Here is a 12804-nt window from a genome sequence, read left to right as displayed (position 1 = left end):
CCCCGACCCTAGTCGTCAGTCGCCCGCGGCGGCGATGGCGTCCTTGACCGAGCGGTAGACCGGCAGCCGGTCGGCCAGGATGTCGGCGATCGGCACCCAGGCCACCGCCTCCGTCGTACCGCCCACCTCGACGACCCGCGGCTCGCCGTCCTCGACGGTGGCCCGGTAGATCACGCCGATCGCGTGGAAGTCCTCCTGGCGGCCGCTGGGAGCGGTGCCGGTGAAGTGGTGGTCGAGCACGGTGAGCAGCGGACCCGCCTCGCCCTTGAGCCCGGTCTCCTCGGCCAGCTCCCGCACGACGGTCTCGGCCGGCGACTCGCCGTGGTCGATCCCGCCGCCGGGCAGGTGCCAGGTGCCGGGGTCCGGCGCGAGGTCGGAGGTCTTGGTGAGCAGCAGGGCGCCGTCCCTCACCACATAGGCGTACGCCGCCGCCCGCTGCCGCTTCTCGATCCGGTACGCCGCCAGCGCCTCACCGACCACCCCGACCGTCGGCACGACGCCCGACAGCACGTCCGCGATCGGCTTCCACGCCGCCTCCGCGGTCGACCCGTCGACCTCCACGACGTGCGGCTCGGGCGAGTCGGCCGGCACCCAGCCCTCGTACACGATCCGCACCGAGTGCGCGTCGACCCGCTTGCCGCGCCGCCAGGAGTCCTCGACGTGCTGGGAGAAGACGTGGGCCGTCTCGCCGACGGTGGCATGCAGCCCCGACTCCTCGTAGACCTCGCGCACGACCGCGTCGCGGGGGTCCTCGCCGTGGTCCACACCGCCGCCGGGCAGCGACCACAGCTCGTTGCGGGTGACCTTCTCGGAGAGACGTGACAGGAGGATGTCACCGCCGCGCACGATGACGGCGTACGCCGCCAGCCGCTGCATCCGTGGTGGCACCGGGTCACCTCCTGTTCCGACGGGGCCCGGATTCACCCTAGTGGCTCGACCTCACTGGTCCAGACCACCTGGGTCAGTCGAAGAGGGGACGCTGTTCCCGGGCGAGCGACTTCCGCCCGGCCCACCGCCACACCCGGGCGGCCCGGTCCCGGTCCTCGTCGGTGACCAGGTTGCCCATCCAGCGCAGGGCGAGCGTCATCAGCAGGTCCGAGCGCATCCCGAGCGGCCCGAGCACGGGCAGCACCCGCGGCACCGTCACCAGCGCGGCCGCCCGGCGGGCGATGGAGAACGCCTCGCCGTAGTGGTCGCGCAGCAACGCGGGCCAGACCACCGACAGGTCGGCGTCCGGCGACTCGGCCATCACCTCGGCGACGACCCGGCCGGTCTCCAGGCCGTAGTCGATGCCCTCGCCGTTGAGCGGGTTGACGCAGGCCGCGGCGTCGCCGATCAGCGCCCAGTTCGGGCCGGCCACGTTCGAGACGGCGCCACCCATCGGCAGCAGGGCCGACGTGGGCGCGCGCAGCTCCGCACCGAGCCCGAAGGCGGCGCGCTGCTGGTCGGCGTACAGGCTCATCAGGGGCTTGATCGCGACGTCGGCGGGCCGCTTGGCGGTGGCCAGGGTCCCGACGCCCAGGTTCATCTCGCCGGCCGCCGCGCCGAGCGGGAACAGCCAGCCGTAGCCGGACAGGATCTCCCCGCCCTCGCCACGCAGCTCCAGGTGGGAGCTGATCCACGGGTCGTCGGCCATCGTCGAGGTCACGTAGCAGCGCCCGGCCACGCCGTAGACGGTGTCGCGGTGCCACTCGCGCCCGAGCAGCTTGCCCAGCGGCGACCGTACGCCGTCGGCGACGACCAGCCGCCGGCACGCGATCTCGAACCGCTCTCCCCCGCGCCCGCCGGTCTCGAAGGTCACCGTGGCGACCCGCCCACCCTCCAAGCGTACGTCGACCGCGCGGGCGCCGTCGATGCCGACCGCACCCGCCTTGAGGGCGGTCGTGCGCAGGTGGTCGTCGAGCTCGGTACGCGGGATCGCGCTGCCCCAGTCGGGCAGGCTGCCCCCGGGCCAGGGCAGGTGCAGCGTCTGCCGGAAGCCGTGGGCCCGCAGGCCCTGGTTCACCGTGTGCGCCCGCACCCAGTCGCGCAGGCCGAGTCGCTCCAGCTCCCCGATCGCGCGCGGGGTGAGACCGTCGCCGCAGGTCTTGTCGCGCGGGTAGACGGCCGCGTCCGCGAGCACCACGTCCAGTCCGAGCCGGGCGGCCCAGGCGGCGGCCGATGCGCCGGCCGGTCCCGCACCCACGACCAGGACGTCGGTCTGCTGGGGGATGCTCGGGCTCACCCGAGCATCCTCCCAGACGGCCGTTGTCAGGGTCGCTGGTAGGCGGTGTGGCTCAGCAGGTGGACCGCGGTGTTCGAGCAGGCCGTCCCGGACTTGGCGATGAACTGCGACCGGGTCGAGTTCGGCACGTAGACCCGGAAGCCGTCGACGTGGACGGGGCGGCAGTAGGACCGGTCGTAGGGGCCGGTGCTGGTCTGGGTGACCGCGCTGACCAGTCGCTGGCCGGGCTGCAGCACGTAGCTGCGCGAGGTGCCCTCACGGTCCGCTGCGGCACCCACCTGGGTGCCGTTGCCGTGACCGACGAAGGACAGGCCCCCGAACCCGCCGGTGTGGCAGGCGTGGTCGGAGACGTTCTTCAGGGCCAGGTTCCAGTACGTGTGGCTCATCCCGGACCCGTCGTAGTGGTAGCTCGCGTGCAGGTCGGCGTTGCGGCACTGCGGCACGACGGGGTCGTTGCCGCCCGCGTGGGCGGCAGCGGGGACGAGGAGGGCGGACGCCGCGGCGAGGCCGGCGGCGACGAGCCTGATCTTGGGGCTGATCGTGGTGTTCATGCCCCGTCTGACGCGGTCGGGTCGGGGTTGGTTGCAGCCCGCCGGGAGTCGGCCCTCAGGCGCCCTGCTCCGAGGCGGGCGGGAACCTCCTCGGCGCCTCGTCGTAGCCCGGCTCGTCGGTGAACATCGCCTTCTCGGCGTCGAACTCGCGGTGGGTGTTGTCGACCTCGCTGTTCTCGGGCCGGGCCTCGGGCGCCAGTCGCTCCTCGCGGTCCTTGAGGATGTCGGCGACCGGGGAGCCGTCGTACCCCACGCCGTCCGGGGGCGGGTTCTCGGACCGTCCCCTGGCCATCGGCTCGGGCGCGTCGCCGACCTTCGGCTCCCGCCCGGTGCTCTCTTCGGTGCTCTCTTCGGTGCTCATCGGGTCACCTCCATGAGTGGATCTGGCTGCAGTACCCCGTCGCGCCGTTCTCAGTGATCGGCGGCGACCTCCAGGCCGGCGGCGATGGCGCTCACCCGGGCCGCGAGGTCCAGGTCGCGCTGGGTGATGCCGCCGACGTCGTGGCTGGTCAGCAGGACCCGGACCGACGGATAGGTCAGGGTGAGGTCCGGGTGGTGGTCGGCCGCCTCGGCCGCCTCCCCCACCTCGTTCACCAGGCGCAGCCCGGTCGCGAAGTCACCCGTCGCGTACGACGCCACCAGCGCCTCGCGCTCGACCCGCCACCCCTCCAGCCCGGCGGCGGCGATCTGGTCCTCGGTCAGCAGTGTCTTGGGGTCCATCCCTCCACCCTGCCACTCGCCGCGCCCCGACAAAACGGCCGCAGCCCCCGCACCCGGAGGTGCGAGGGCTGCGTCCTGACTGACTCAGTTCTGGTAGGAGCCGAAGTCGAAGTCGTCCAGCGCCACTGCCTGGCCGCCACCGAACTCGTAGTCGTAGGCCTCGTAGCCCGTGACGGCGTACGCCGCCTGGCGGGCCTCCTCGGTCGGCTCGACACGGATGTTGCGGTAGCGCTCCAGACCGGTGCCGGCCGGGATCAGCTTGCCGATGATCACGTTCTCCTTCAGGCCACGCAGGCTGTCGGAGCGGCCGTTGATCGCGGCGTCGGTGAGCACCCGGGTGGTCTCCTGGAAGGAGGCCGCCGAGAGCCACGACTCGGTCGCGAGCGAGGCCTTGGTGATGCCCATCAGCTCGGGACGACCCGAGGCCGGCTTGCCGCCCTCGGAGACGACCCGACGGTTCTCGGTCTCGAACTTGCCGCGGTCGACCAGGTCGGACGGGAGCAGGTTGGTCTCGCCCGACTCCAGCACGGTGATCCGGCGCAGCATCTGCCGCACGATGATCTCGATGTGCTTGGCGTGGATGGACACACCCTGGCTCTTGTAGACCCGCTGGACCTCGTCGACGAGGTGCTGCTGGGTGGCGCGGACGCCGAGGATGCGCAGCACCTCCTTCGGGTCCTCGGTACCGGCGGTCAGCTTGTCGCCGACCTCGATGTGGTCACCGTCGGCCACGAGCAGCTTGGAGCGCCGCGACACCGGGTACTCGATGACGTCGCTGCCGTCGTCGGGAGTGATGAGGACCTTGCGGGCCTTGTCGGTCTCCTCGATCTGGACGCGACCGGCGGCCTCCGAGATGGGCGCGAGGCCCTTCGGCGTACGGGCCTCGAACAGCTCGACCACGCGGGGCAGACCCTGCGTGATGTCGTCGGCCGACGCCACACCACCGGTGTGGAAGGTACGCATGGTCAGCTGCGTGCCCGGCTCACCGATGGACTGGGCGGCGATGATGCCGACCGCCTCACCGATGTCGACGAGCTTGCCGGTGGCCAGCGAGCGGCCGTAGCACTTGGCGCAGGTACCGGTCTTGGCCTCACAGGTGAGGACCGAGCGGACCTTGATCTCCTTCACGCCCGCCGTGAGCAGCTCGGCGATCTTGACGTCACCGATGTCGTCACCGGCGGCGGCGAGGACCTCGCCGGTCTCCGGGTGGACGACGGCCTCGGCGGCGGTCCGGGCGTACGCCGTGGTCTCCACGTCCTCGGACGTGATGTCGACCAGGTGGCCACGCTCGGTGCCGCAGTCCTCCTCGCGGATGATGACGTCCTGCGACACGTCGACCAGACGACGGGTCAGGTAGCCCGAGTCGGCCGTCCGCAGCGCGGTGTCGGCCAGACCCTTGCGGGCACCGTGGGTGGAGATGAAGTACTCCAGGACCGACAGGCCCTCACGGAAGTTGGCCTTGATCGGGCGCGGGATGATCTCGCCCTTCGGGTTGGCCACCAGGCCACGCATGGCGCCGACCTGACCGATCTGGTTGAAGTTACCCGAGGCGCCCGAGTTGACCTGCATGTAGATCGGGTTGGTCGGGGCCTTCGCGAACGCGTCGCGCATCGACTTGCCGACCGTGGCGCTGGCCTCGGTCCAGATCTCGATGAGCTCCTGGCGGCGCTCCTCGTCGGTGACCAGACCACGCTCGAACTGCTTCTGGATCTTCGCGGCCTTGTTCTCGAACTCGAGCAGGATCTCGGCCTTGTTCGGGGCCGTGATCACGTCGTCGATCGAGACGGTGACGCCGGAGCGGGTCGCCCAGTAGAAGCCGTTGTCCTTCAGCGCGTCCAGGGACGCGGCCACGACCACCTTGCTGTAGCGCTCGGCGAGGTCGTTGACGATCGCGCCGAGGCGCTTCTTGCCGACCTCCTCGTTCACGAACGGGTAGTCCGCCGGCAGCGTGTCGTTGAAGATCGAGCGCCCGAGCGTGGTCTCGATCGTCAGCGGCTCGCCGGGCACCGCGCCCTCGACGACAGCGTCGGTGAAGCGGATGTTGACCTTGCTCTGCAGGGTGATCTCGCCACGGTCGAAGGCCATGATGGCCTCGGCCTGCGACGCGAACGAGCGACCCTCGCCCGGCTGGCCGGTGCGGTCCGACGTCAGGAAGAACAGGCCGATGATCATGTCCTGGGTCGGCATGGTCACCGGACGGCCGTCCGACGGCTTGAGGATGTTGTTCGTCGACAGCATCAGGATCCGCGCCTCGGCCTGGGCCTCGGCGGACAGCGGCAGGTGGACCGCCATCTGGTCACCGTCGAAGTCGGCGTTGAACGCGGTGCAGACCAGCGGGTGCAGCTGGATGGCCTTGCCCTCGACCAGCTGGGGCTCGAAGGCCTGGATGCCGAGGCGGTGCAGGGTGGGCGCACGGTTGAGCAGCACGGGGTGCTCGGCGATGACCTCTTCGAGGACGTCCCACACCTCGCGACGCGCACCACGCTCCACCATCCGCTTGGCGGACTTGATGTTCTGGGCGTGGCTGAGGTCGACCAGGCGCTTCATGACGAACGGCTTGAACAGCTCGATCGCCATCTGCTTGGGCAGACCGCACTGGTGCAGCTTCAGCTGCGGACCCGACACGATGACCGAACGGCCCGAGTAGTCCACGCGCTTGCCGAGCAGGTTCTGGCGGAAGCGACCCTGCTTGCCCTTGAGCATGTCGGACAGCGACTTCAGCGGCCGGTTGCCCGGGCCGGTGACGGGGCGACCACGGCGGCCGTTGTCGAACAGCGAGTCGACGGCCTCCTGGAGCATCCGCTTCTCGTTGTTGACGATGATCTCGGGAGCACCCAGGTCGAGCAGGCGCTTGAGCCGGTTGTTGCGGTTGATCACGCGGCGGTAGAGGTCGTTCAGGTCGGAGGTGGCGAAGCGGCCACCGTCGAGCTGGACCATCGGGCGCAGGTCCGGCGGGATGACCGGGACGGCGTCGAGCACCATGCCGATCGGCTGGTTGCCGGTCTTGCGGAACGCGTCGACGACCTTGAGCCGCTTGAGGGCACGGACCTTGCGCTGACCCTTGCCGTTGGCGATGATCTCGCGCAGGTTCTCGACCTCGGCGTCGATGTCGAAGTCCTGGAGGCGCTTCTGGATCGCCGTGGCGCCCATGTGGCCCTCGAAGTACTTGCCGAACCACGACTTCATCTCGCGGTAGAGCACCTCGTCGCCCATCAGGTCCTGGACCTTGAGGCTCTTGAAGGTGTCCCACACCTCCTCGAGACGGTTGAGCTCGGTCTCGAAGCGCTTGCGGATCTGGTTCATCTCGCGCTCGGCCGAGTCGCGGACCTTGCGCTTCTGGTCGGCCTTCGCACCCTCGGCCTCGAGGGCCGCGAGGTCCTCCTCCAGCTTCTTGGAGCGGTCGTTGATGGTGTTGGCGAGGCGGTCCTCGACCGACTTGCGCTGCAGGCCGACCTTCGACTCCAGCGAGGACAGGTCGCGGTGGCGCGCCTCCTCGTCGACGGAGGTGATCATGTACGCCGCGAAGTAGATGACCTTCTCCAGGTCCTTCGGGGCGAGGTCGAGCAGGTAGCCCAGCCGCGACGGGACGCCCTTGAAGTACCAGATGTGGGTCACGGGAGCGGCGAGCTCGATGTGGCCCATGCGCTCGCGGCGCACCTTGGAGCGGGTGACCTCGACGCCACACCGCTCGCAGATGATGCCCTTGAAGCGCACGCGCTTGTACTTGCCGCAGTAGCACTCCCAGTCCCGGGTGGGACCGAAGATCTTCTCGCAGAAGAGGCCGTCACGCTCGGGCTTGAGCGTGCGGTAGTTGATGGTCTCCGGCTTCTTGACCTCGCCGTGGCTCCACGCGCGGATCTCGTCCGCGGTGGCCAGGCCGATCTTGAGCTGGTCGAAGAAGTTCACGTCGAGCACGATGGCTGCTGTCCTTCGTTAGTACTTGAAGAGTTGAGGCTTGGGGAGTGAGGCGGTACGGCGGCCGGGTGGCCGCCGTACCGACGGCTCACACTTCTTCGACGGAGGGGTTCTCGCGCCGCGACAGGTCGATGCCGAGCTCCTCGGCGGCGCGGAAGACGTCCTCGTCCGCGTCGCGCAGCTCGATCTGGGAGCCGTCCTGGGACAGCACCTCGACGTTGAGGCAGAGCGACTGCATCTCCTTGATGAGGACCTTGAACGACTCGGGGATACCGGAGTCGGGGATGTTCTCACCCTTGACGATGGCCTCGTAGACCTTGACGCGACCGGGCACGTCGTCGGACTTGATCGTGAGCAGCTCCTGCAGGGCGTAGGCGGCGCCGTACGCCTCCATCGCCCAGACCTCCATCTCACCGAAGCGCTGGCCACCGAACTGGGCCTTACCGCCGAGCGGCTGCTGGGTGATCATGGAGTACGGACCGGTCGAGCGCGCGTGGATCTTGTCGTCGACCAGGTGGTGGAGCTTGAGGATGTACATGTAGCCCACCGACACCGGCTCCTTGAACGGCTCGCCGGAGCGACCGTCGAACAGGTGCGCCTTGCCGTCCTCCTTGACCATCCGCTCACCGTCGCGGTTGGGGAGCACCTGGCCGAGCAGGCCGATGATCTCGTCCTCACGAGCACCGTCGAAGACCGGCGTCGCGACCTTCGTGTTCGGCTCGGCCTTCTCGGCACCGATCGAGGTGAGACGCTTGGCCCACTCCTCGTCCTGCACGTCGGCGCCCAGGTGCCAGCCCTGCTTGCCGAGCCAGCCCAGGTGGAGCTCGAGGATCTGACCGATGTTCATGCGTCGCGGAACACCGAGCGGGTTCAGGATCACGTCGACCGGGGTGCCGTCGTCCATGAACGGCATGTCCTCGATCGGCAGGATCTTGGCGATGACGCCCTTGTTGCCGTGACGGCCGGCGAGCTTGTCACCCACCGAGATCTTGCGCTTCTGGGCGACGTAGACCCGGACCAGCTGGTTGACGCCCGGGGGCAGCTCGTCGCCGTCCTCGCGGTCGAAGACCCGCACGCCGATGACCGTGCCGGACTCACCGTGCGGCACCTTCATCGAGGTGTCGCGGACCTCGCGCGCCTTCTCACCGAAGATCGCGCGGAGCAGCCGCTCCTCCGGGGTCAGCTCGGTCTCGCCCTTGGGCGTGACCTTGCCGACCAGGATGTCGCCGGTGCTGACCTCGGCACCGATGCGGATGATGCCGCGCTCGTCGAGGTCGGCCAGCATCTCGTCGGAGACGTTCGGGATGTCCCGGGTGATCTCCTCCGGACCCAGCTTGGTGTCGCGCGCGTCGACCTCGTGCTCCTCGATGTGGATCGAGGTGAGGACGTCCTCCTGCACGAGGCGCTGCGACAGGATGATCGCGTCCTCGTAGTTGTGGCCCTCCCACGGCATGAACGCGACGAGCAGGTTCGTGCCCAGCGCCATCTCGGCCTGGTCGGTGCACGGACCGTCGGCGATCGGGCTGCCGACCTCGATGCGGTCACCCACGGCGACCAGCGGACGCTGGTTGATGCAGGTGCCCTGGTTGGAGCGGCTGAACTTCTGCAGGCGGTAGCTGGTGTAGCTGCCGTCGTCGTTCATGGTCTCGACCAGGTCGGCCGACACGGACTTGACCACACCGGCGTCGGTGGCGGTGACCACGTCACCGGCGTCGACGGCGGCGCGGTACTCGATGCCGGTGCCGACGATCGGGCTGTCGCTGCGGATCAGCGGAACGGCCTGACGCTGCATGTTCGCGCCCATGAGCGCGCGGTTGGCGTCGTCGTGCTCGAGGAACGGGATCAGGGCGGTCGCGACCGACACCATCTGGCGCGGGGAGACGTCCATGTAGTCCACGTCGTCCGCGTCGACCTCGCCGACCTCGCCGAAGCGCTGGCGGACCAGCACCTTGGGCTCGGCGAAGCGGTTCTTCGCGTCGAGGGCGGCGTTGGCCTGCGCGATGACGTAGCGGTCCTCGTCGTCGGCGGTCAGGTAGTCGATCTTGTCGGTGACGGTGCCGTTCTCGACCTTGCGGTACGGCGTCTCGACGAAGCCGAACGGGTTGATCCGACCGTACGACGCCAGCGAGCCGATCAGACCGATGTTCGGGCCTTCCGGCGTCTCGATCGGGCACATGCGGCCGTAGTGCGACGGGTGGACGTCACGGACCTCCATGCCGGCGCGGTCGCGGGACAGACCGCCCGGGCCCAGCGCCGAGAGGCGGCGCTTGTGGGTCAGGCCCGAGATCGGGTTGGTCTGGTCCATGAACTGCGAGAGCTGCGACGTACCGAAGAACTCCTTCAGCGCCGCGACCACGGGGCGGATGTTGATCAGGGACTGCGGCGTGATCGCCTCGACGTCCTGGGTGGTCATCCGCTCGCGGACCACGCGCTCCATGCGCGCCAGGCCGGTGCGCATCTGGTTCTGGATCAGCTCGCCGACCGTGCGCATGCGACGGTTGCCGAAGTGGTCGATGTCGTCGGCGCCGATCTCGAAGGCCTCGCCGTTGGCGTCGGTCAGCTCGGTGCGGCCGTCGTGCAGCGCGACGAGGTAGCGGATGGTGGCGACCATGTCCGCGATCGTCTGGGTCTGCTGGTCGAACGCCTCGTGCTGGCCGAGCTTCTTGTTGATCTTGTACCGGCCGACCTTGGCCAGGTCGTAGCGCTTGGGGTTGAAGTAGTAGTTCTTCAGCAGCGTCAGCGCGGCCTCACGCGTCGGCGGCTCGCCCGGGCGCAGCTTGCGGTAGATGTCCAGCAGCGCGTCGTCCGGCCCCTGGGTGTTGTCCTTCTCCTCGGTCAGCTGGATCGACTCGAACTGACGCAGGTCGGCCATGACGGCCTCGTAGTCGTAGGCCTCGCCGGTGTCCTCGGCGACCGCCTGCAGCGCCTTGAGCAGCACCGTGACGTTCTGCTTGCGCTTGCGGTCGAGGCGTACGCCGACCATGTCGCGCTTGTCGATCTCGAACTCCAGCCACGCGCCACGGCTCGGGATGAGCTTGGCGGTGTAGATGTCCTTGTCGGAGGTCTTGTCGGCGGTGCGCTCGAAGTAGACGCCCGGGCTGCGGACCAGCTGGGAGACCACGACGCGCTCGGTGCCGTTGATGACGAAGGTGCCCTTGGGGGTCATCAGCGGGAAGTCGCCCATGAATACCGTCTGGCCCTTGATCTCACCGGTCTCGTTGTTGGTGAACTCCGCCGAGACGTAGAGGGGCGCGGAGTAGGTGAGGTCCTTCTCCTTGCACTCGTCGACGGTGTACTTGGGGTCGTAGAAGACCGGGTTCTCGAACGAGAGCGACATCGTCTCGGAGAAGTCCTCGATCGGCGAGATCTCCTCGAAGATCTCGGTGAGACCGGACTTGTCGGAGACGTCCTCGCCGGCGGCCCGGCGAGCGGCGACCCGCTCTGCGTGGATCTCGTTGCCGATCAGCCAGTCGAAGCTGTCGGTCTGGAGCGCCAGGAGCTTCGGAAGCTCCATGGGTTCGCTGATCTTCGCGAAAGAGATGCGGGACTTACCGGGAGTGGTGCGCGCGGCCAAGAGTTGTCCTTCGACGGTAACGCTGTGCGAGAGCGCCGATCCCACCACAACTTCGGCCACCGGGCAGGCAGAAGAGCATTTGAGGGCAGGCGCAAAGCGCCACGTTAGCCGAATAATGGACGCAAGACAAGTCAGGCCTCGCAAACCACCACGATGCTGCCTAGAGCATGCTCGTGTCGGGCCCTCAGGTCAAGCACCCCGCGCGGCCGGACGCCCCGAAGTTCAGGAGCAGGCGCTGTCGGTGCACACGTCGTCGACGAGCCAGGAGCCGGTCGACGGGTCCTTCGCCAGCACGAACGTGGCCCACATCTTGAGCGTGAACGGCGCCGTTGCGAGCTTGCGCACGTCCTGGTCGATGAACGCCAGCACGACGGCCCGGGTGCCGTCGTCGGAGATGCGGGTGAGGCCCGTGCCCGGCGCGTCGGTCGGGACGTGCGAGGCGACGACCGCGTGCTGCTGCTCGACCTGGGGGCCGAGCGCCTTCCAGCCGCGCTTGTACTTCGCGGCCTCGGTCGGCGTCATGTAGGCCTCGAACTTGGCCAGGTCCGCGTTCCACGTCCGGTAGTCGTAGGACATGGCGGGCACCAGGGTGTCCGACACGAACCGCTCCACCGCCGACGGATCGGCGGCCACGGCCGCGGCGCCTGTCTTCTGGTCCGCGGAGTCGTCCACGCCGGGCCGGGTGAGGACCCAGACCGCGAGGATCACGGCGGCCAGCGCCACGACGCCCGCCACGGCCAGCGCCCACAGCGCCGGGCCGGGGGCGGCGGGGGCGGTGTCGCTCACGTCCACGGCCTCGGCCGGCCCCGACTGGTTGGCCTCAGCGGGGGCGTCGGCGTCGTCGGCCTCATCGACCTCGTCCACGGACACCGCCACCGGGGACAGGGGCTCGGTCACCGGGTCGGGCACCGGCTCGACGCTGGCAGGCTCGTGCTCCGGCTCGTGCTCCGGCTCGTCGTCGACCTCGGTCGCGCGGGCGGTCGCCAGCTCCTCGTCGTACGCCGAGCGCTTGGCCGGGTCCAGCAGGACCCCTGCCGCGTCGTTGAACGCCCGGAACCGGCGGTCGCTCGGCTCCAGGTCCGCGATGGCAGCCTTCCAGGCCGCCCGCACCTCGTCGGCCGAGGCGGACTCCTCGACGTCGAGGAGGTCGTAGAGGTTCGGGCTCACGATCCGCTCCCGGTCTTCGACCCGGACAGGCTCGGCGCCGGCGAGGGCAGGCTGCCCGAGCCGCCGCCCGTCGTACCGCCGGCCTCGCCGAGCGGGGGCAGGCCGTCATCGATGTCGTCGAGGTCGTCGACCAGCCACTGGCCGTCCTGCTTGACCAGCGAGACCGCGTAGCGGAAGCGCTCGGGGTCGAACTGCAGCCAGCCACCCTTCTGCTTCGGGTTCGGGTAGGCGAACCGCGCGATGCCGGCCACGATCACGGTCGCCGTGTCGGCGTCGATGTCCGAGACACCGGCGCCGTACACCGTCGCGGTCCGCCGGATCCGGTTCTGCTTCACGGTCGCCTCGGCGTACCCGACGTTCTTCGCGAACACCGCGGCGAACTTGGAGGTCATCACCTTGCTGAGTCCCTCGTACGCCGGCATGGTGCCGTCCTTGGCCAGCATCTGGGGACCGTAGGTGTTGAACCGGGTCACGAAGTCCTGACCGACGCCGAGCGCCTGCTCGCGCGCCAGCGTGGCCTCGTCGACGGCGGCACCGGGGTTCCGCAGCGTGTCGATCTTCGCCGAGAGGCTGCCGCCGTCCTGGCGTGCCACCGCGATGACCGAGACCGCGAGCGCGGCCACGACGATGCCGAGCAGCACCCCCAGGACACT

9 protein-coding genes are annotated in these 12804 nt (G+C 69.3%); all 9 read right to left on the bottom strand.

Annotation, left to right across the window (positions count from 1 at the left end; translation table 11 throughout):
- Nucleotides 1–15 precede the first annotated feature (15 nt).
- Complete coding sequence (locus tag ACYU8V_RS13850) at nt 16–888, bottom strand: NUDIX domain-containing protein (RefSeq protein WP_460848145.1); 873 nt, start codon at nt 886–888, stop codon at nt 16–18.
- Nucleotides 889–961: 73 nt separating this feature from the next.
- Complete coding sequence (locus tag ACYU8V_RS13845; protein WP_460848144.1) at nt 962–2224, bottom strand: geranylgeranyl reductase family protein; 1263 nt, start codon at nt 2222–2224, stop codon at nt 962–964.
- Nucleotides 2225–2250: 26 nt separating this feature from the next.
- Nucleotides 2251–2775, bottom strand: a complete 525-nt coding sequence (locus ACYU8V_RS13840; RefSeq protein WP_460848142.1) for a DUF4232 domain-containing protein — start codon at nt 2773–2775, stop codon at nt 2251–2253.
- A gap of 55 nt (nt 2776–2830) precedes the next feature.
- Nucleotides 2831–3136, bottom strand: coding sequence for a hypothetical protein (locus ACYU8V_RS13835; RefSeq protein ID WP_460848140.1), 306 nt, complete (start codon nt 3134–3136; stop codon nt 2831–2833).
- Nucleotides 3137–3186: 50 nt separating this feature from the next.
- The gene (locus ACYU8V_RS13830; protein WP_460848139.1) at nt 3187–3495 is read right to left on the bottom strand and encodes a 4a-hydroxytetrahydrobiopterin dehydratase; all 309 of its coding nucleotides are present in this window, start codon (nt 3493–3495) and stop codon (nt 3187–3189) included.
- An 84-nt stretch (nt 3496–3579) separates the two neighbouring features.
- The gene (locus ACYU8V_RS13825; RefSeq protein ID WP_460848137.1) at nt 3580–7410 is read right to left on the bottom strand and encodes a DNA-directed RNA polymerase subunit beta'; all 3831 of its coding nucleotides are present in this window, start codon (nt 7408–7410) and stop codon (nt 3580–3582) included.
- An 88-nt stretch (nt 7411–7498) separates the two neighbouring features.
- Nucleotides 7499–10984, bottom strand: a complete 3486-nt coding sequence (gene rpoB, locus ACYU8V_RS13820; RefSeq protein WP_460848136.1) for a DNA-directed RNA polymerase subunit beta — start codon at nt 10982–10984, stop codon at nt 7499–7501.
- Nucleotides 10985–11206: 222 nt separating this feature from the next.
- The gene (locus tag ACYU8V_RS13815) at nt 11207–12151 is read right to left on the bottom strand and encodes a J domain-containing protein (RefSeq protein WP_460848134.1); all 945 of its coding nucleotides are present in this window, start codon (nt 12149–12151) and stop codon (nt 11207–11209) included.
- A complete protein-coding gene (locus ACYU8V_RS13810) occupies nt 12148–12792 on the bottom strand; it encodes a hypothetical protein (RefSeq protein WP_460848133.1) in 645 nt (214 codons plus the stop codon). The genes ACYU8V_RS13815 and ACYU8V_RS13810 overlap by 4 nt, the downstream gene beginning before the upstream one ends.
- Nucleotides 12793–12804: the final 12 nt, after the last annotated feature.

Source organism: Nocardioides ultimimeridianus (assembly GCF_054777895.1).
The sequence above is the reverse complement of the archived record's forward strand: the minus strand, read 5'-3'. Positions and strand labels throughout refer to the sequence as shown.